This window comes from Kineosporia succinea (assembly GCF_030811555.1).
GTDB lineage: Bacteria > Actinomycetota > Actinomycetes > Actinomycetales > Kineosporiaceae > Kineosporia > Kineosporia succinea.
On record NZ_JAUSQZ010000001.1, the window covers coordinates 274,538 to 294,110 of the forward strand.

Genomic DNA, 19,573 nt, shown 5'->3' on the forward strand with positions numbered 1-19,573 from the left:
ATGCTACATGCCCTAAATCGCGATAGACCATGTGACATGGATGAGCGGGAGGGGTGGCGCGGGGGCCTGCTGGTCGGGGCCGGGCTCGCGACCGGGTCGTTCGCCCTGGCCATGAGCTTCGGGGCGTTCGCGGTGCTGCACGGCTGGCCGGTCTGGCTCACGGTGCTGGCCTCGGCCGTGACGTTCTCCGGCTCGGCGCAGTTCGCGCTGGCCACGGCCCTGGCCGGTGGGGGCGGCGTCCTGACGGCGGTGGCCGGGGCGACGCTGATCAACCTGCGGTTCGTGCCGATGGGCGCGGCGACGGCCCGCCACCTGCGCGGTGGGCGGCTGCGTCGCGGGCTCGAGGGGCAGGCCGTCGTCGACGGGTCGTGGGTCGCCGCCCAGCGCGACGACGGCACGCTCGACCGGGAGAAACTGTTCGGCGCGACGCTCGTGCAGTGGCCCGCCTGGGTGGTGGGCACGGCGTGCGGGGCGCTGCTGGTGCCGTCGGCCGACTTCGCCCGCGCCTGGGGGCTCGACGTGATCTTTCCCGGGTTCTTCGCCCTGCTGCTGCTCGACGCGCTGCGCCAGAGACCCGCGACGATCCCGCTCGCCGCGCTGGCCGCGGTGCTCGCCGGGGCCGCCTGCCTGGTCGTGCCGCCGGGGGTGGCCCTGCTGGTCGCGGCCCTGGCGGCCGTCCCCGGCCTGGTGGCACCCGGCCGGGTGGCGCCCGGGCCGGTGCGGGCCCGATGATCCTCACCGCCGTCGTCACCCTCGCCGTGATCAACGTGCTGTTCAAGGCCGCCGGCCCGGCCCTGCTGGGCGACCGGGCCTTCCCGCCGCGGGTCGAGGCGCTGGTGACCGCCCTGCCGGTGGTGCTGCTGGCCGGCCTGCTCACGGTCGACCTGACCGGTGCGCGGTGGGAGTCCGCCGACTGGACGCTGCTGCCCGGGCTCGGCGCCGCCCTGCTGCTGCGGGTGGCCCTCGGGCGCCCGCATCTGCTGTGCCTGGCGGTGGCGGTGACTGTGACGATCGCCGTGCGGCATGCCGTCTAAGGTGGGGAACGACCCGGCGCACGACCTTGTTGAGGTGGTCATGGCAACCAACAGCACGAACCGCATCTACCCGCTGCAGCTCACCAACGACGAGTGGCGGCAGAAGCTCAGCGCGGAGGAGTTCCACGTGCTGCGCGAGGCCGGTACGGAGCGCGCGTTCACGGGCGAGTACTGGGACGACCACACCGAGGGCGTCTACTCCTGCCGCGCGTGCGGCACGGAACTCTTCCGCAGCACCGAGAAGTTCGACAGCAACTGCGGCTGGCCGTCGTTCTTCGCCCCCGCCGCCGAGGGCAAGGTGGAGTACATCGAAGACCGCTCGCTCGGTGCGGTGCGCACCGAGGTGCGCTGCCTGAACTGCGGCTCGCACCTGGGCCACGTGTTCGAGGGCGAGGGCTTCGCCACCCCGACCGACAAGCGGTACTGCATCAACTCGATCAGCATCAGGCGGGAGCCCGCGCAGGGCTGACCCGCGGATTCGTCGAAGGGAGCGCCCGGGTGGCAGCATCCGGGCGTGACCACCGACGTGCTGCACCGCCAGACCTGGCTCGACCTCGACCCCCTCACCGCCTACGCCCTGATGCGGCTGCGGGTGGACGTGTTCGTGGTCGAGCAGGAGTGCCCCTACCCCGAGCTCGACGGGCGTGACCTGGAGCCGGGCGCGGAGCACGTCTGGTTCGAGGACGCGTCCGGCCCCACCGCCTACCTGCGGCTGCTGAAGGATCCGGACGGGGCGCTGCGCATCGGCCGGGTCCTCACCCGCGCCGACGCCCGGGGCCGTTCCCTGGCCGGGCGGCTGGTCTCGGCGTCGCTCGAGAACTGGCCGGGCCCGGCGGTTCTCGACGCCCAGGCCCACCTCACGGGGTGGTACGCCCGCTTCGGCTTCGAGGCCGACGGCCCGGAGTACATCGAGGACGGCATCCCGCACGTGCCGATGCGCAGACCGGCCGCGAACCAGGCCCGGGCGAACCAGGCCTGAGCGCACCGGGCCGGGAGCGGACCGGGCCGGGAGCGGACCGGGCCTGAGCGCTCTGCGCCCAGGCCGGGTCCGGTGTCTCACGGCAGGGCGGTGACGATGTCGCCGATGCTCATCTTCAGGCCGGTGAAGAACGGGATCTCCTCGCGCACGTGCTTGCGCGCGTCGGTGGCCCGCAGGTCACGCATGAGGTCGACGATGCGGTGGAGCTCGTCGGCCTCGAACGCGAGCAGCCACTCGTAGTCGCCGAGCGCGAACGACGCCACCGTGTTGGCCCGCACGTCGGCGTAGCCCCGGGCGGCCTTGCCGTGCTCGATCAGCATGTCCCGGCGCTCGGCCTCGGGCAGGATGTACCACTCGTAACTGCGCACGAACGGGTACACGCAGATGAACGGCTTCGCGTCCTCCCCCGACATGAACGCCGGCACGTGACCGCGGTTGAACTCGGCCGGGCGGTGCAGGCCGACGTTCGACCAGACCCCCTCCAGGTACGAGCCCAGCTCGGTGCGCAGGAGGTCCTTGTACGCGGCCTGGAGAACCGTGACGTCCTCGGCGTGCCACCACACCATGATGTCGGCGTCGGCGCGCATGCCGGACAGGTCGTAGATGCCGCGCACCACGACGCCCTTGGCCTCGAGCCCGGCGAAGAAGGCCTCGGCCCCGGCCTTCAGCTCGTCGCGGTCGCCCGGCTCACCGGGGAGCCGGTTCGCGGCGAAGACCGACCACATCGTGTAGCGGATGGTGTCGTTGATCTTCTCGGCGTCGGGGTGAGCGTGCGCTTCAGTTTCAGTCTGGCTCATTCTTCAATTCTCTCGTGTCAGCCCCGTGGCCCGTTGACCAGGGTGCGCAGATCGATCCGCAGGCCGGCGTCCAGGTCGTGGACGGCGCGATCCGCTGCGGCAATGCAGGCCGGGATGCCCACGCCGTCGAACACCGCACCGCAGACCGCCAGGCCGGGAACCCCGGCGACAGCTTCGCGGATCCGGTGCACCCGGTCCAGGTGCCCGACCTCGTACTGCGGCAGCGCGCCGCCCCAGCGCACCACTCTCGTGGCGACCGGAGTGACCTCGCGGCGCAGCACGTCACGCAGTTCGGCGACCGCCAGGTCGGACAGCTCGGCGTCGTCGCGCTGCAGAACCGTCTCCTCGCGGGCGCGTCCCAGCGAGAGCCGCACGACCAGGTTGTCCTCGCGCGTCTCGTCGCTGACCCACTTCCACTTGTTCGAGGAGAAGGTCGCGGCCTTGATCACCCGCCGCTCCACCGGCGGGATCAGCAGGCCGGTGCCGGTGAGCCCGTCGAGCTGCTCGCGCCCGATCGCGGCGGCGACCACCGCCACGCTCGCGGTCTCGACCTGCCCGAACTCGGCGGCGGCGACCGGTACCTCGGCGGCCAGCAGCTTCGCGGCGGCCGGGGCGGGAACGGCCAGGATCACGCCGTCGGCGTCGATGAACCCGGGTGCGGTGGCCGCTGCGTCACGGGTACCGGTCTCGATCCGCCAGCCGCGCTCGGTGCGCGTCAGCCCGCGAACGGTGACGCCCGTGCGGACGTCTCCCCCCGCGTCCTCAATCTTCTGGGCCAGCACCAGCGGCAGGCGACCGACACCACCACGCAGACCGGCGAACACCGGCCCCTGGGGGGCGGCGGCCTCGGGCTGGGCGGCGGGGTCGAGCAGAGGACGACCGGCCCGGGCCCGCTGCCACAGCTGCGGAACGGTGGCACGAAGGGACAACCGGTCGGCGTTGCCCGCGTAGACACCACCGAGCAGCGGCTCGACCAGCCGGTCGACGACGGCCCGGCCCATGCGCCACGTCACCCAGGACGCCACGTCGATGTCCTCGGTGACCCGCAGGACCTCACGGCGGCTCTCCTGGCCGACCCGGGCGACCTCTTCCTCGTCGAGGATCCCGGCCAGGCCCCGCAGGCGGGTGCGGTCGACCGGGACGCCCATGACGGTGCCCTTGGGCAGGGCGTACAAGGTGCCGCGGGAGAGCACCGACGCGGACGCGGCCCGCGGGTGCACCACGTCGTCGTCGAGGCCGAGTTCCTTGAGGAGGGCGACGCCCTCGGGCCGGCGGGCGAGCATCGACTCGGCACCGACGTCCACCGTGACCCCGCCGACCTCACCGACGGCGAGCTTGCCCCCGACGGACGGCGACGACTCCAGCACGAGCACCTCGACCGGGCGTTCACGCGGGCTGCGGTCGGGTCTCAGCTGGTTCACGAGCCGCCAGGCGGCCACCAGCCCCGAGATGCCCCCGCCGATCACGACGAACCGCCGCGCTGCGGCTGCCTCTTCCATGGCGTCCTTCCCGCCGCCGCTCATCGTGCCGCTCTCCGGCACGTGTGCGGCGAACCCTTCCTCATGCCACGATCCTCCCCGGCCGGGGGGTGTACCCGGCCAGGGCCGAACGGCCCTTCCGGGGGACCGGAACGTCCGTCGTTCTGTCCGACGACCTTACGAGACGTGTCCGGACAGCCCGCGACCGGGTACGAGACCTACTGGTAGTCGGCGAATTTCCAGCCGTGCACGGCGTCGACCACGTACTTGACCTGGTCCGGGTCGGTGTCGGGCGGCACCCCGTGACCCAGGTTGAAGATGTGGCCGGAGGCGAACCGGCCGGCCGTCAGGGTCTCCCCCACCCGCCGGCGCAGCACGTCGCGGGGGGCGAAAAGGAGTGCCGGGTCGAGGTTTCCCTGCACCGCCCGGCCCGGCCCGATCCGGGTCACGGCCTCGTCGAGCGGCACCCGGAAGTCCACGCCGACCACGTCCGCGCCGGCCTCGCCCATGGCGTGCAGCAGCTCACCGGTCTGCACCCCGAAGTGGATGCGGGGGACGGTGGGGTCCAGATCGCGCACGGCGGCCAGCACCTTCGAGGACGCCGGACGCACGAATCGCGTGTAGTCGGCGAGCGGGAGGGCGCCCACCCAGGAGTCGAAGAGCTGCACGGCGCTCGCCCCGGCGGCCACCTGCACCCGCAGGAACTCGCCGGAGATCTGGGCCAGCCGGTTCAGCAGGTCGTTCCAGAGCTGCGGGTCGGAGTACATCAGGGCCTTGGTCTTGCCCAGGTCGCGGCTCGGGCCCCCCTCGACCAGGTACGAGGCCAGGGTGAAGGGCGCTCCGGCGAAGCCGATCAGCGGGGTCGCCCCCAGCTCGGCGGTGAGCAGCCTCACCGACTCGGTGATGTCGGTGATCATGCCGGCGTCCAGCTCGGGGATCCGGTCGAGGTCGGCGCGGGTGCGGAACGGCTGCTCGATCACCGGCCCGACGCCCGGCTTGATGTCCAGCCCGACGCCGACGGCCTTGAGCGGGACCACGATGTCGGAGAAGAAGATCGCGGCGTCCACCCCGTAGCGGCGCACCGGCTGCAGCGTGATCTCGGTGACCAGGTCCGGGCGGCGGCAGCTGTCGAGCATCGCGATGCCCTCGCGCACCTTGCGGTACTCCGGCAGCGACCGGCCGGCCTGCCGCATGAACCAGACGGGGGTCACCTCCGGGTGCTCACCGCGGGCCGCGATCAGCAGCGGTGCGTCGTGGAGGCGGGGATCACGGGTGGCTACGGGGTACTCGGTCGGCACCTGGCGATCCTCTCAGGTGAGGGGCGGGCCCCGCACACTCTCCGCGTGCGGTTCCTCGGAGACCGGTCACACCGTGTGCGCGAAACGGCTGGGACAGGCCCCGGGATTGGGCGCGTCGTCCCCGATAGTGGCGATCCGTCACCGTACGCTGCGAACGTGCCTGCCATGAGGATGTCCGACGACGCCCCCGAGGGTTTCCTCGACGTGGTGACGCGGTTGCGCTCCGCCAAGCTACGGCCCGAGGTGGTCGTGGAGGAGGTCCCGGCCCCCCAGCGGATCGCCCCGTTCGCGCTGGCGCTGAGCGCCGACGTGGTCTCCGAGGACGACGAGGACCTGGCCACCGGGCGGTTCGTGCTGCTCCACGACCCGTCGGCGCCGGAGCCCTGGGAAGGCACCTACCGCGTGGTGAGTTTCATCCGGGCGGCGCTGGAGAGCGATCTGGCCACCGACCCGCTGATGGGGCAGGTGGGCTGGGCCTGGCTGCAGGAGTCGCTGTCCGCGGCCGGGGCCGACCACGTCGCCTCCGGTGGCACCATCACCCGGGTGGTGTCCGAGTCGTTCGGCGCGCTGGCCGGGCAGGCGCCCACGGTCGACATCGAGCTGCGGGCCTCGTGGACGCCGGTGAACGACGCGGTGGTGCACCTCACGGCCTGGTCGGAGCTGCTGTGCACGGTCGGCGGGCTGCCGCCGCTGGCGCCGGGGGTCACGGCGCTGCCGCGCAGGCGCTGAAGGCCTCATCCGTACGGGCTCTGGACGCCCCTACGCGCGGGTTCTCAAGTCGGCACCGGGCGGTGCCGACCCTCTTGGGGAGCAATCAATCCGGCAGCTGACATCAGCCTGGCCGAAACATCCCTGGGAGGCTGAGGTGACCACACTGGTGGAGCGAACAGGAGTTGCGGTGCCACGCCCGGGCCGCTTCGCCGCGATGGTCGTGGTCAACAGCCCCGCCGTCCGCGAAACCGTGGCCCACACCCTGCGCGCCATGGGTGCCCGGCACGTGCTGGAGATCAACACCGTCGCGGAGGCCCGGCAGCGCGCCGCGGCCGGGATCGCCGACCTGGTGGTGGCCGAGGCCGGCCTGCCCGACGGTTCGGGCATCGCGCTGGTGCGGGAACTGCGTCAGGCCGGGTGGCAGCGCGGCATGGTGGTCGCGACCAGTGACGACCCGTACAGCGTGCGGGCCGCTGTGGGGGCCGGGATCCGCTGCTACGTGGTCTCGGCCGCGGGCACCGGGATGCCCCGCCCGTCCGCCGACCGCGGTGAGGGCGTCGACTCGCTGTCGGCCCGCGAGATCCAGGTGCTGCAGCTGGTGGCCGAGGGCAAGTCGAACAAGGACATCGGCGTGGCCCTGGGACTGTCCGCGCTGACCGTGAAGAGCCACCTGGCCCGGATCGCCCGCAAACTGGGCACCGGCGACCGCGCGGAGATGGTGGCGACCTCGCTGCGCTCCGGCGTCATCGCCTGAGCGGGCCGGGCTCCGCGCGTCCTCGCCGGAAGGATCGGGCATGATCCCGGCCACACGGGGGACCGGCCGGATGCGCACGCGCCCGGGCCTTTTCGTCCGTGATCACGCACGATCCGCCTCCCGCGCGGGAGCGGTGGAGTAAATCGGTTGAGCCAAGGGCTCGATTTCTGCGCGCGGATCGGGTGATATGGGACCAGCAACGCCGGGCTTCGCCGAGGCGTGACCCGGGTCACGCCTTCGCAACGTCCCGGCGCTGCCCCGGACACGGACGCCGATCGGTGGCACCCTGACAACGTCGAGCCCTCGGCCTGACAACCTGATGGCAGGGCTTCATCCGGTTCCCGCCGTCACTTCCGAGTCGCATCGCACACTGCACGTCACCGGGCAGAACAAGCGACACCGGCAGGCGGCAGGCTACGGTGGGGTTTGTGTCGATTGACGAAGGGAGGAGCGATTCTTTGACCCCGGACGGAGTCCCTGCAGGACCTGCGGTCCCCGCAGCCGGTAGCCCCGACGGCGAGCGCGTGCTGGAACGGCTCGACGCGCCGCGCGACGGAGTTCCCCCGGTGGTCAGCGACGTCGCGACCCTGGAGAAGGTCATCGATGCCTTCGCGGCCGGCACCGGCCCGGTCGCGGTCGACGCCGAGCGGGCCTCCGGGCACCGCTACGGCCAGCGCGCCTTCTTGGTGCAGCTGCGTCGCGAAGGCGCCGGCACCGCACTCATCGACCCGGTCGCGCTGCCCGACCTGAGCGGCCTGAACGCCGTGATCGCGGGCGCCGAGTGGGTGCTGCACGCAGCCTCGCAAGACCTTCCCTGCCTGCACGAGGTCGGGCTGATCCCGACGCTCGTCTTCGACACCGAGCTGGGCGCGCGCCTGGCCGGCTACCCCCGTGTGGGCCTGGCCGCGATGGTCGAGGAGCTGCTCGGGCTGAGCCTGGCCAAGGAGCACTCGGCCGTCGACTGGAGCACCCGCCCGCTGCCCGAGCCCTGGCTGCGGTACGCCGCGCTCGACGTGGAGGTGCTGGTCGACCTGCGCGAAGCGGTGTCCGCCGAGCTGACCCGGCAGGGCAAGCTCGACTGGGCGCTCGAGGAGTTCGCCGCGGTCGCCGCCACCCCGCCGCCCGCGCCCCGGGTCGATCCCTGGCGCCGCACGTCCGGCATGCACCGGGTGCGCGACCGCCGCCGCCTGGCCGCGGTGCGGGAGCTGTGGCAGACCCGCGACGCCATCGCCCGGCAGCGCGACCTGTCCCCCGGCCGGGTGCTGGGCGACGCCGCGATCATCGAGGCCGCCCTGGCCATGCCCACCACGCAGAGCGGCCTGATCGCCCTGCCCGCCTTCAACGGACGCGGCGCCCGCCGCTACGCCCGTCAGTGGACCGAGGCCGTGGCCCGGGCCCGATCCTTCGCCGACTCCGACCTGCCGCCGCAGCACCTGCCCAGCGAGGGCCCGCCCCCGCCGCGGGTCTGGGCCGAGCGCGACGCGGCCGCCGCCGCCCGTCTGGCGGCCTCCCGGGCGTCGATGGGTGAACTGGCCGCCGAGCTGACCATGCCGGTGGAGAACCTGGTCTCCCCCGACACGGTGCGCCGCCTGTCGTGGTCCCCGCCCGACGAGATCACGCCGGAAACGGTGCGGGCCCGGCTGTCCGCCGCCGGAGCCCGCCCCTGGCAGATCACCCTGATCGCCGACCGCCTGGCCGAGACCCTGCAGACCCCGGCACCGGACCCGTCCGAGGACGACCCCAAGGCCTGAGCCCTCGCAGGTCGTCACCGGTGCGTCCCGGCCCGGCCCCTCCGGCCCGGACCGGGGCGGCCATGCATCCTGGCCGGCCCGACCCATGCGTCAAGGCCTGCCCGATCGACGCGTCCTGGCCGGCCCGAGCGACGCGTCCGGGCCGGGTAATGCGGTGAGGACCACACCGGCGGCGCGTAACGTCGTCCCCGGACGGGGCAAAATCTTTCACCACTGGTGACCGACACCTTTCGCACCGCGCGTTACTCACGAGTAGCATTCGGATGGACACGCCAACGCCGGCGGGGCTCTGGCACGGCCGGCTCATGATTCGGGGAGGTCACGTGCCCGGCACATCGAGAGACGTCGTATTCGTCGACGGCGTCCGCACCCCTTTCGGCAAGGCCGGTGACAAGGGGATGTACGCCCAGACGCGCGCCGACGACCTGGTCGTGCGCTGCATCCGGGAACTGCTCGCGCGGCACCCGGAACTGCCACCCGAGAAGGTCGACGAGGTCGCCGTCGCGGCCACCACGCAGACCGGCGACCAGGGGCTGACCATCGGCCGCACGGCCGCGTTGCTGGCCGGGCTGCCCAAGAGCGTGCCCGGCTACGCCATCGACCGGATGTGCGCCGGGGCCATGACGGCGGTGACGACCACCGCGTCCGGGATCGCGTTCGGGGCCTACGACGTGGTGATCGCGGGCGGCGTCGAGCACATGGGGCACCATCCGATGGGCGAGGGCGTCGACCCGAACCCACGGTTCCTGTCCGAGAAGATCGTCGACCCGGCCGCGCTGGTCATGGGCGAGACCGCGGAGAACCTGCACGACCGGTTCCCGCACCTGACCAAGGACCGCGCCGACGCCTACGCCGTCGCCAGCCAGGCCAAGGTGCAGGCCGCCTACGAGGCCGGTCGCATCCAGCGCGACCTGGTGTCGATGGCCACCCGCCACGCCGAGCAGGGCTGGGGTCTGGCCACGGCCGACGAACCGCCGCGTCCGGGAACGACTCTCGAGGGCCTGTCGAGCCTGAAGACGCCCTTCCGGCCGCACGGGCGGATCACCGCCGGCAACGCGGCCGGCCTGAACGACGGGGCCACGGCCTGTCTCCTCGCCGACGCCGAGACCGCCGCGGAGCTCGGCCTGCCGGTGAAGATGCGCCTGGTCAGCTACGGCTTCAAGGGCGTCGAGCCCGAGGTGATGGGCTACGGCCCGGTGCCGGCCACCGAAAGGGCGCTCAAGCTGGCCGGTCTCACCATCGACGACATCGGCCTGTTCGAGATCAACGAGGCCTTCGCGGTGCAGGTGCTGAGCTTCCTCGACTTCTACGGCATCAAGGACGACGACCCGCGCGTCAACCCGGACGGCGGCGCGATCGCGCTCGGCCACCCGCTCGCGGCCTCCGGCGTGCGCCTGATGACGCAGCTGGCGCGGCATTTCGAGGACCACCCGGAGGTGCGCTACGGCCTCACCACGATGTGCATCGGCATCGGCATGGGTGGCTCCGTGATCTGGGAGAACCCGCACCACTCCGACTACGGCAAGGGGGCCGCCGCGTGACCGTCACCGATCTTCGCGAGCAGGGCGAGGCGGCCAACCCGGACGAGGTCGTCACCCGGGCCCTGTCCCGCGACATCACGCTCCCCCACGGAGCCGGCACCCTCGTCCTCGTCACCCTCGACAACGGACTGGACCACACCCGTCCCACCACGTTCGGACTCCGGGGTCTGCGCAGCCTGGAAGAGGCCCTGGACGCGGCCCGGGAACGGGCGGGCCGCAACGAGATCCAGGCCGTCGCCGTCACCGGCAAACCGTTCTTCCTGGCCGCCGGCGCCGACCTGAACCTGCTCAAGGGCTCCAGCTCGCGCGAGCAGGCGCTGATGGTGGCCCGGCTCGGGCACGACGTCTTCCGCCGGCTCGGTGAACTGGGCGTCCCCAGCTTCGCCTTCGTCAACGGCGCGGCCCTCGGCGGTGGACTCGAGATCGCCCTGCACTGCACCTACCGCACGATCTCGGGCGGGGTGCCGGCCCTGGCGCTGCCCGAGTGCTTCCTCGGGCTGATCCCCGGCTGGGGCGGCACCTACCTGCTCCCCCGGCTGATCGGCCCGGCCGCCGCGCTCGAGGTCATCATCAAGAACCCGCTCAGCAACAACCGGATGCTGAACGGCCCCAGGGCGTTCAGGCTCGGGATCGCCGACGCGGTGTTCGAGCCCGCCGACTTCCTCGAGCGCTCGATCGAGTGGGCCGCGGCCGTGCTCCGGGGCGAGATCGCCGTCGACCGGCCGGAGCCGGCCGACGAGAGCACCTGGAACGCCGCCGTCCAGGAGGCCCGGGCCTTCGCCGACTCCAAGATCGGCGGCGCCGCCCCCGCCCCCTACCGCGCCCTGGACCTGGTCGGCAACGCCCGCACCGCAACCCGCGACGAGGGTTTCGCGGCCGAGGACGAGGCCCTCGCCGACTGCGCCCTCAGCCCCGAGCTGAGGGCCGGGCTGTACGCCTTCGACCTCGTGAACAAGCGCGCCAAGCGGCCTTCCGGTGCCCCCGACAAGGCACTGGCCCGCCCGGTGGGCACGGTCGGCGTGGTCGGGGCCGGACTGATGGCCAGCCAGCTCGCCCTGCTGTTCGTGCGGCGGCTGAAGGTGCCGGTCGTTCTCACCGACCTCGACACCGAGCGCGTCGAGAAGGGCGTGCGCTACGTCCACGACGAGATCGACAAGCTCCTGCTCAAGGGCCGGGTGAGCACCGACGGCGCGAACCGGCTCAAGGCGCTCGTCAGCGGCTCCACCGACCAGGGCGTCTTCGCCGGCGCCGACGTCGTGATCGAGGCGGTGTTCGAGGACCTCGCGGTGAAGAAGCAGGTTCTCGCCCGACTCGAGACGATCGTTCCTGAGACGTGCGTGCTGCTGACCAACACGTCCTCGCTCTCGGTCAGCCAGATGGCCGCCGACCTCGAGCATCCGGAGCGCGTGGCCGGTTTCCACTTCTTCAACCCGGTCTCGGTGCTGCCGCTGGTCGAGGTGGTGCGCGCCGAGAAGACCGACGACGCCACGCTGGCCACGGTCTTCCAGCTCGGCAGGGCCCTGAAGAAGACCTGCGTGCTGGCCGACGACGCCCCCGCGTTCATCGTCAACCGCCTCCTCACCCGGATGATGGGTGAGGTCGTCACGGCCGTCGACGAGGGCAGCGACCTGCACGTCGCCGACAGCGCCCTGGCCCCGCTCGGCCTGCCGATGTCCCCGTTCCTGCTGATGAGCCTGGTCGGCCCGGCCATCGCCCTGCACGTGTCCGAGACGCTGCACACCGCCTTCCCCGACCGGTTCGCGGTGTCGGAGAACCTGGGCCGGCTGGTCGCGGCCGGGAAGACGGCGATCTGGTCGTACGACGCCGACGGGCAGCCGTTCGTGGACGAGGAGACGGCCGCCCTGTTCCGTACCGGCGACAAGGCGTCCACCGCCGAGGAGATCCGCGACCGCACGCTGACCGCGATCACCCAGGAGATCGGGCTCATGCTCGACGAGGGTGTGGTGCAGGCCCCGCAGGACGTCGACCTGTGCATGATCATGGGCGCCGGCTGGCCGTTCCACCTGGGCGGCATCACCCCTTACCTGGACCGTGAGGGGTACAGCGAGCGGGTGCTCGGCCGGCGCTTCCTGCCGGCCGGGGAGTCCACCCTTCCGTCATGACAGTCAGCAACCACTGATACGCATTAGGTGAGAGAGCGCCTGGCGTCCGGGTACTGAGCGTTCACGATTAGGCCTCAGACCGCTCGAATCCGGCGCCGGGCGCACTCTCCGCGTTTACGGTGACCACATGCCCGACGCCTCCGGAACAGACGGAACCTCGCTGCGCCGCTGCGTTCTCGCCGTGAGCGTGCTCGACGACATCGACCTGCACCCCGGCGACGACGGCGTCCGCATCCCCGACCACGAGGGTGTGCACGTCACCTGGCCGATGATCGGCCAGGTCGTGGGTGACCTGCCCCCGGAGAGCCCCGTCGCCCGGCACCGGGTGGCCACCCTGCTGCGGCTGCACCGCATGGTCGGTGAGCTCGGGTCCGAGGCCCGTCCCGCGTTCCGCGAGGCGCTGCGCCTCGTGGCGCTCCCGCCCGGCCACATCGACCACCTGGGCCCCGACTGGGTGATCCAGACCCTTCCCGGCGGTGCTCTCGAGCTCGGTTACGGCGTCTACGGGCTTTTGGACGAGCCGGACCGTTGCGTGCCTCTCGCACCGTCACTGGCGGCCCGGGTCGGGATCGGGGGACGCGACTCCTGGGCCGCGCTGCGCGAGTACACCGAGCGGATGGGCGCACTCGCCGCGGCGCGGCTCGAGCGCGACGGCCGGCAGGGCGTGATCCGCCCGGTCGGCGGCTGTGACGTGCTCGCCCTGCTGACGTCACGCACCCTGCGGCGGCACCTGGCCGAGGGGGACGGCGTGGGCATGCGGGCCGTGGCCTCCCCCACCCGCCAGCGCGCCTGGTACGACCTGCGGAACCTGGACCCCTCGTTCGTGCAGGCCGCCTGGCTCCTCACCGACGAGGCCGACCGCGGGCTCGAGATCCCGCTGCTGGTCACGCCGGACGAGGTGGCCGTGCCCCGGCAGCCGCGCCGGGGACGTCACGCGTCGCTCTGAGGTGCCCGCCTCCCCGGGGGAGGACGCGCCGGGACGGTGCCCCGGCGCGTCCTCAATCCCTTGAGGTCAGGGAACTCAGGCGCGGGGCACGTCTTGGAGCGCCGGCTCGGACTGCCGGCTGAAGTGCTCGACCACCTCACGCGACACCTCCTGCGCCGTGAGCCCGACCTGCTCGAGCACCTCGGACCGGCTGGCGTGGTCGAGGAACTCCTGCGGGATGCCGAAACCCCGCACCGCGGTGGCGACCCGGGCCTGCGCGAGCGCGGCACCGATCCGGGTGCCGATGCCACCGGCCACGCCGTTGTCCTCCACCACCACGACCAGCTGGTGCCGGGCCGCGAGCGCGGGCATCGCGGCGTCGACCGGGACCACCCAGCGCGGGTCGACCACGGTGACGCCGATGCCCTGCTGGTTGAGCCGCTGCGCGACGGCCAGGCCGAGGCCCGCCATCGAGCCGACGGTGACGACGAGCACGTCCTCGTCGCCCTCGCGGTGCAGCACGTCCATGCCACCGACCCGCTCGGTGGCCTCGAGTTCGCCCGCCACCTGGCCCTTCTGGAACCGGAGCACGGTGGGCCCGTCTTCGACGGCGACGGCCTCGCGCAGCTCCTCGCGCAGGCGGGTGGCGTCTCGCGGGGCGGCGATGCGGATGCCGGGGACCAGGCCGAGGAGCGAGAGGTCCCACATGCCGTTGTGGCTCGCGCCGTCGTCACCGGTGACCCCGGCCCGGTCGAGCACGAAGGTGACGCCCTCGCGGTGCAGCGCGACGTCCATCAGGACCTGGTCGAACGCGCGGTTCATGAACGTGGCGTAGACCGCGACGACCGGGTGCAGGCCACCGTGGGCCATGCCGGCGGCGCTGGCCACGGCGTGCTGCTCGGCGATGCCGACGTCGAAGACCCGGTCGGGGTGCTTCTCGGCGAAGCGGTGCAGGCCGACCGGGATGAGCATGGCGGCGGTGATGCCGACCACGTCGGGCCGCTCGTCGGCGATCTTCACGATCTCGTCGGCGAACACCCCGGTCCACTTCGGGCCGCCCCCGCCGGACCCGCCGACCGGCTTGCCGGTCTCCGGGTCGATGACGCCGATGGCGTGGAACTGGTCGGCCTCGTGCTCGCGGGCGGGCGCGTAGCCACGGCCCTTCTCGGTGATCGCGTGCACGATGACCGGGCCGCCGAAGCCCTTGGCCCGGCCCAGCGCGAACTCCATGGCCTCGAGGTCGTGACCGTCGACCGGACCGACGTACTTGATGCCGAGGTCCTCGAACATGCCCTGGGGAGCGACGATGTCCTTGATCCCCTTCTTCATGCCGTGCAGCGTGCCGTAGGCCAGGCGGCCGGGCGCTCCCCCGCGCTGCAGCACCGACTTGCCCAGGTCGAGGGCCTTCTCGTAGCTGTTCAGCGTGCGCAGGGTGGCCAGCCGCTCGGAGAGGCCGCCGATGGTGGGCGCGTAGGAGCGCTCGTTGTCGTTCACCACGATGACCAGGTTGCGCTCACGGCCGACGGCGATGTTGTTGAGCGCCTCCCAGGCCATACCGCCGGTGAGCGCGCCGTCGCCGATGACCGCGACCACGTGCCGGTCGCCCCGGCCGGTGAGCTGGTTGGCCTTGGCCAGGCCGTCGGCCCAGGACAGCGAGGACGAGGCGTGGCTGCTCTCGACGATGTCGTGCTCGGACTCGGCGCGCGAGGGGTAGCCGGACAGGCCGCCCTTGCGCTTGAGGGCACTGAAGTCGTGGCGGCCGGTGAGCAGCTTGTGCACGTAGGACTGGTGGCCGGTGTCGAACACGATCTGGTCGTGCGGGGACTCGAACACCCGGTGCACGGCCATGGTCAGCTCGACGACGCCCAGGTTGGGGCCGAGGTGACCGCCGGTGCGGGAGACCTCGCGGATCAGGAACGTGCGGATCTGCTGCGCCAGGTCGGTCAGCTGGGTCTCGTCGAGTGCTCGCAGGTCGTCCGGGCCGTGGATGTCCTTGAGCGCCACCATCGACTACGCATCTCCTCAAACTGAGCCCACCGGATCTGGCCGGGACGCCGACGCCCCGGACTGATTCTAGGGTCGGCGCGAACCCGCGCGCGGCGAACCTCCACCCGTAATGGATTAGATCCACGAAACTTTCGTAATTCGTGGCGATGACGACGCAGTAGTTCACTCACGGCATGTCACGACATGCACCCGGACGGGTACTCACAGGCGTGGGACGTACCTCTCACCGCGCAGGGCCCGGGCGACGAGTTCCACGCCCCGGGAGGCGGCCATCATCCGGGCCTGCTCGTGTTCCACGGTCTCGATCATCTCGTCGAGCGCGGGCGGGGGCAGGTCGCGCGAGAGGTCGGTGCGGATCTTGGCCAGGCCGCGGGCGAGCGCCTGCTTCTGGGCCCCGACGTGCTGGTAGGCCAGCCAGGCCAGGCCGAGGGGCTGGCGACGCAGCACCGGGTAGCCGCGGAAGTCGGGCGGGCACAGGTCGAGGAGCCAGGCGGTGGCGGTCTGCTCCCACTCGGGGACGCCGGGCGGCCGGACCGCGTCGGGCCAGCCGGGCGGGAGGTGGTTGCTCATGATGTCAGCATGCGCTGCACGGTGCGGAGACCCGGGCAGGCCGCCGCACCGTGTCGCTCCCCGGCCGGATCAGCGGCGGCTGCCGGCCGACTGCCTCCGCGAGATCGCGTCGACACTGGCCGCCAGCAGCAGCACGGCCCCGGTCACGATGTACTGGATGCCGGACTTCTGGGTGATCAGCAGCAGGCCGTTCTGGATCACGGCGACCACCAGGCCACCCAGGATGGCGTCGATCACCCGGCCCTTGCCGCCGAACAGCGAGGTGCCGCCGATCACGGCCGCGCCCACCGCGTAGAGCAGGGTGGACGCGCCACCGGTGGTCGGCGCGACCGAGTTGTCGTACGAGGCGTACAGGATGCCCGCCACCGCGGCCATGGCCGAGCCGATGACGAAGCACATGATCATGATGAAGCTGACGTTGATACCGGCCCGGCGGGCGGCCTCGGCATTGCCGCCGACCGCGTAGACGTGCCGCCCGAACGAGGTCCGGGTGAGCAGGAACGTCAGGAGCACCAGGAACACGAGGGTGAACGGCACGATCACCGGCACACCCTTGAGCGACCGGATGATCACGTTGTTCGAGCGCTCCTGGTTGAGGAACGCCACCACCAGCGCCAGCGGTACCGCCAGGGCCAGGATCTTGGCCGCCACCAGCGAGGTGGCCGCCCCCGGCAGGCCGGCCCGGCGGCGGGTGACCTCGGTCCCGAGCATCGGCAGCGACCAGCCCGCCACGATGATCACGAACAGCACCCAGCCCATCGCCGGGCTCAGGTTGTTGTTCATGATCGCCAGGATCGTGCTGTCGGTGATGCTGATCGTGCCGCCCTCGCCGATCACGAGCAGCAGCACGCCCTGCAGGCCGAGGAACGAGGCCAGGGTGACCACGAACGACGGGATGCGCACCTGGGCGATCAGCGCCCCCAGCACGACGCCGACCAGCACGCCGAAGGCCACGCAGGCCAGCACGGCCAGCGGCCAGGCCACGCCGTGCTTGGTCAGCAGCACGGCCATCACGGCCGCGCCGGTGCCGGCGGTGAAGCCCGCACCCAGGTCGATCTCGCCGAGCAGCAGCACGAAGACCAGGCCCATCGCGATGAACACGACCGGGGCGGCCTGCGGCAGCAGGTTGGCGACGTTGCGCTCGGTGGCGAACAGGTCGGGCTTGATCGCGCTGAAGAAGATCACCAGCACGACCAGGCCGAGCACGACCGGCAGGGCGCCGACGTCACCGCCGCGGATCTTGTCGACCCAGGCCTGCAGGGCGCCGCCGATCGACTGCTGCTCCGGCGCGCGCTCCGGCGACTGCTCGGGCGAGTGAGAGGTGGTGGTCATGTGGTGGCCTCCTTCGCCACGTCCGCGGGCAGCCCGACGTCACCGCTGCGCCCGGTCGTGATCAGCTCCACGATCTGGGTGGAGGTGGTCGACGCGGCCGGGATCTGCGCGGCCGTGCGGCCCAGGTAGAGGGCGCACACGCTGTCGGAGACCCGCAGCACGTCGTTCATGTTGTGGCTGATCAGGATCACGGCCAGGCCGTTGTCGGCGAGCCGGCGCACGAGCTGCAGCACCTGCTCGGTCTGGGCCACGCCCAGGGCCGCGGTCGGCTCGTCGAGGATCACCAGCTTGCTGTTCCAGAGCACGGCCTTGGCGATCGCGACGGTCTGCCGCTGGCCGCCGGACAGGCTCGAGACCTTCATCCGCACCGACTTCAGGGTGCGCACCGACAGGCCGGCCAGGGTCTCCTCGGCGCGGCGTTCCATGGTGACCTCGTCGAGGGTGATCCCGCGCTTGATCTCGCGGCCCAGGAACATGTTCTGCACCACGTCGAGGTTGTCGCACAGCGCCAGGTCCTGGTAGACGACCTCGATGCCGAGCGCCGCCGACTGCTTCGGCGAGGACACGTGCACGCTCTGCCCGTCGAACCGGTACTCGCCGCTGTCGAAGCTGTAGATCCCGGCGATCCCCTTGACGAAGGTGGACTTACCGGCGCCGTTGTCCCCCACCAGCGCCGTCACCCGGCCCGGCCAGGCGTCCAGGCCCACGTCCTTGAGCACGTGCACGGCGCCGAAACTCTTGTTGATCGCACGAAGGCTGAGCACCGGCTCGCCGAAACTCTCTGTCATCACTCACTCCTAGGACCCCGTTGGACCGGGCCGGGCCGCCTCCCGGGCGGCCCGGCCCGTCACACCTTCCGAAAGCTCAGGAGACGCCGTACTTCTCGCAGGCCTTCTTGAGCTCGGCGTCCTTGCAGATGTCGTCGGCCGAGGCGGCACCGTCGGCGACCACGTCCTTCACCGTCTCGGCGGTGATGTTCTGCGGCTCGAGCAGGACCGAGGGCACGTCCTTGTTCAGGGTGGTGTCCTTGGTGGTGCCGCTGGCCTGGGAGTCGGCCCCCGACTTGTCCTGCTTGATCAGCGAGATCGCGAGCTTGGCGGCCGCCTCGGCCTCCTTGCTCACGGCCTTGTAGATGGTGTTGCACTGGGTGCCGAGCAGCACCCGCTGCAGGCCCTCGGTGGTGGCGTCCTGGCCACTCACGGGCACCTTGCCGGCCGTGCCGTCGGCCTTCAGACGGGCCACGACCGCACCGGCCAGGCCGTCGTTGGCGGCGGCCACGCCGACGTACTTGCCGCCCAGCTTGGTGTCGATCTGCTGGAAGTTCTTGCCACCGGTGTTCGGGTCCCACTTCTGCACGGCCTGCGAGGCCGCGACCGTGTAACCGGCGTCCTTGAGGGCCTTGTCGTAGCCCTCCTTGAACAGGGTGGCGTTGTTGTCGTCGGGCGAGCCGTTGAGCTCGACCACCGGGCCGTCGTCGTCGCCGTTGGCCTTCATGCACTCGATCAGGCCGTTGCCGATCGCGGTGCCGACGGCCACGTTGTCGAACGAGACGTAGTACGAGGCCCCGCCGCCCAGGGTGAGGCGGTCGTAGTCGATGACCGGGATACCGGCGTTGGTGGCCTTCTTGATCACGGCCGTGCCGGAACCGTTGTCGAGGTTGTCGATCAGCAGCACGTCGACGCCGGCGCTGATCATGCTGTCGGCGATGGCCTGGAACTTGGAGACGTCACCCCCGGCGTTCTGGATGTCCGCCTCGATCCCGGCCGCGTCGAACGCCTTCTTCAGCAGGGGGCGGTCGAGGGTCTCGTAACGGGCGGACGAGGCGGTGTCGGGCAGGATGACCCCGACCTTGCCGCCCTCCGCGCTGCCCGAGCCGGCGGACGCGCCACCCGAGGAACCGGCCGAGCTGGAGTCGCTGCCACAGGCCGTGAGGGCCAGGATCCCGGCGGTTCCCACCGCCATGACCGCAAAGAGGTGCTTACGCATAGCGTTTGGTCCTCCTCGTGCCGGCCACTGCGCCGGCACTGTTGGGGACCCCGCGGGTGCGGGGACCGACGAGGGCTCCCCCGGCGCCGGTCACCGCGCCGGCGCCGCGCCGTGTCCGAAACGCCGCCGGACGGGCACTCACGCGTCGCGGCTCGTCAGTGTCTGCGGAGAGCCTGCTTGCCCTTGCCCATCGGCAGCCACTCCCCGGCACTTGCGAATCCACGTGCGCTAGAACGTGATTCGAGTCTTCCTACTCGGCGGTTCCCTCTGTGAACGCGACCGTTCCG

General features: G+C 71.8%; 18 protein-coding genes. 10 read left to right on the plus strand and 8 right to left on the minus strand.

Going from position 1 to position 19,573, the window contains the following annotated elements; genetic code table 11:
- Positions 1-36: 36 nt before the first annotated feature.
- Genes J2S57_RS01295 through J2S57_RS01310 form a run of 4 tightly spaced genes read left to right on the plus strand, consistent with a single transcriptional unit; the run spans position 37 to position 2,013 of the window.
- The gene (locus J2S57_RS01295; protein WP_307237188.1) at positions 37-732 is read left to right on the plus strand and encodes an AzlC family ABC transporter permease; all 696 of its coding nucleotides are present in this window, start codon (positions 37-39) and stop codon (positions 730-732) included.
- Positions 729-1,034 carry a hypothetical protein gene (locus tag J2S57_RS01300; RefSeq protein WP_307237192.1) on the plus strand — a complete coding sequence of 102 codons (306 nt, stop codon included), beginning with the start codon at positions 729-731 and terminating at the stop codon, positions 1,032-1,034. The genes J2S57_RS01295 and J2S57_RS01300 overlap by 4 nt, the downstream gene beginning before the upstream one ends.
- Before the next feature lie 40 nt (positions 1,035-1,074).
- Complete coding sequence (msrB, locus tag J2S57_RS01305; protein WP_307237195.1) at positions 1,075-1,503, plus strand: peptide-methionine (R)-S-oxide reductase MsrB; 429 nt, start codon at positions 1,075-1,077, stop codon at positions 1,501-1,503.
- Positions 1,504-1,548: 45 nt separating this feature from the next.
- Positions 1,549-2,013 (plus strand): GNAT family N-acetyltransferase, encoded by a 465-nt coding sequence (locus J2S57_RS01310; protein ID WP_307237198.1) that lies wholly within the window; start codon positions 1,549-1,551, stop codon positions 2,011-2,013.
- A gap of 77 nt (positions 2,014-2,090) precedes the next feature.
- Here the strand turns inward: J2S57_RS01310 and hemQ are convergent, their stop codons facing one another.
- From hemQ to hemE, 3 genes are all read right to left on the minus strand, one after another.
- Complete coding sequence (gene hemQ / locus J2S57_RS01315) at positions 2,091-2,810, minus strand: hydrogen peroxide-dependent heme synthase (protein ID WP_307237201.1); 720 nt, start codon at positions 2,808-2,810, stop codon at positions 2,091-2,093.
- Between the two features lie 17 nt (positions 2,811-2,827).
- Complete coding sequence (gene hemG / locus J2S57_RS01320) at positions 2,828-4,333, minus strand: protoporphyrinogen oxidase (protein ID WP_307237204.1); 1,506 nt, start codon at positions 4,331-4,333, stop codon at positions 2,828-2,830.
- Positions 4,334-4,506: 173 nt separating this feature from the next.
- The gene (gene hemE / locus J2S57_RS01325; RefSeq protein WP_307237208.1) at positions 4,507-5,586 is read right to left on the minus strand and encodes a uroporphyrinogen decarboxylase; all 1,080 of its coding nucleotides are present in this window, start codon (positions 5,584-5,586) and stop codon (positions 4,507-4,509) included.
- Between the two features lie 165 nt (positions 5,587-5,751).
- Between hemE and J2S57_RS01330 the strand changes: the two genes are divergently transcribed.
- From J2S57_RS01330 to J2S57_RS01355, 6 genes are all read left to right on the plus strand, one after another.
- On the plus strand, positions 5,752-6,315 hold the full coding sequence (locus tag J2S57_RS01330; protein ID WP_307250981.1) for a DUF3000 domain-containing protein: 564 nt from the start codon (positions 5,752-5,754) through the stop codon (positions 6,313-6,315).
- A gap of 253 nt (positions 6,316-6,568) precedes the next feature.
- Positions 6,569-7,051 (plus strand): LuxR family transcriptional regulator, encoded by a 483-nt coding sequence (locus J2S57_RS01335; RefSeq protein ID WP_408623505.1) that lies wholly within the window; start codon positions 6,569-6,571, stop codon positions 7,049-7,051.
- Positions 7,052-7,575: 524 nt separating this feature from the next.
- The gene (locus tag J2S57_RS01340) at positions 7,576-8,802 is read left to right on the plus strand and encodes an HRDC domain-containing protein (RefSeq protein ID WP_307237217.1); all 1,227 of its coding nucleotides are present in this window, start codon (positions 7,576-7,578) and stop codon (positions 8,800-8,802) included.
- A gap of 305 nt (positions 8,803-9,107) precedes the next feature.
- Positions 9,108-10,343 (plus strand): thiolase family protein, encoded by a 1,236-nt coding sequence (locus J2S57_RS01345; protein ID WP_370882542.1) that lies wholly within the window; start codon positions 9,108-9,110, stop codon positions 10,341-10,343.
- On the plus strand, positions 10,340-12,466 hold the full coding sequence (locus J2S57_RS01350; protein ID WP_307237223.1) for a 3-hydroxyacyl-CoA dehydrogenase NAD-binding domain-containing protein: 2,127 nt from the start codon (positions 10,340-10,342) through the stop codon (positions 12,464-12,466). The genes J2S57_RS01345 and J2S57_RS01350 overlap by 4 nt, the downstream gene beginning before the upstream one ends.
- A gap of 127 nt (positions 12,467-12,593) precedes the next feature.
- Positions 12,594-13,412, plus strand: a complete 819-nt coding sequence (locus J2S57_RS01355) for a hypothetical protein (protein WP_307237226.1) — start codon at positions 12,594-12,596, stop codon at positions 13,410-13,412.
- 75 nt (positions 13,413-13,487) lie between these two features.
- Here the strand turns inward: J2S57_RS01355 and dxs are convergent, their stop codons facing one another.
- From dxs to J2S57_RS01380, 5 genes are all read right to left on the minus strand, one after another.
- Positions 13,488-15,398, minus strand: a complete 1,911-nt coding sequence (gene dxs / locus J2S57_RS01360) for a 1-deoxy-D-xylulose-5-phosphate synthase (RefSeq protein WP_307237228.1) — start codon at positions 15,396-15,398, stop codon at positions 13,488-13,490.
- A 201-nt stretch (positions 15,399-15,599) separates the two neighbouring features.
- A complete protein-coding gene (locus tag J2S57_RS01365; RefSeq protein WP_307237231.1) occupies positions 15,600-15,968 on the minus strand; it encodes a hypothetical protein in 369 nt (122 codons plus the stop codon).
- Between the two features lie 69 nt (positions 15,969-16,037).
- Positions 16,038-17,300, minus strand: coding sequence for a sugar ABC transporter permease (locus tag J2S57_RS01370; protein ID WP_307237233.1), 1,263 nt, complete (start codon positions 17,298-17,300; stop codon positions 16,038-16,040).
- The gene (locus tag J2S57_RS01375) at positions 17,297-18,088 is read right to left on the minus strand and encodes an ATP-binding cassette domain-containing protein (protein WP_307237236.1); all 792 of its coding nucleotides are present in this window, start codon (positions 18,086-18,088) and stop codon (positions 17,297-17,299) included. Before J2S57_RS01375 ends, J2S57_RS01370 begins: the two co-directional genes overlap by 4 nt.
- Positions 18,089-18,164: 76 nt before the next feature.
- Positions 18,165-19,286, minus strand: a complete 1,122-nt coding sequence (locus J2S57_RS01380; protein ID WP_307237239.1) for a sugar ABC transporter substrate-binding protein — start codon at positions 19,284-19,286, stop codon at positions 18,165-18,167.
- Positions 19,287-19,573 lie beyond the last annotated feature (287 nt).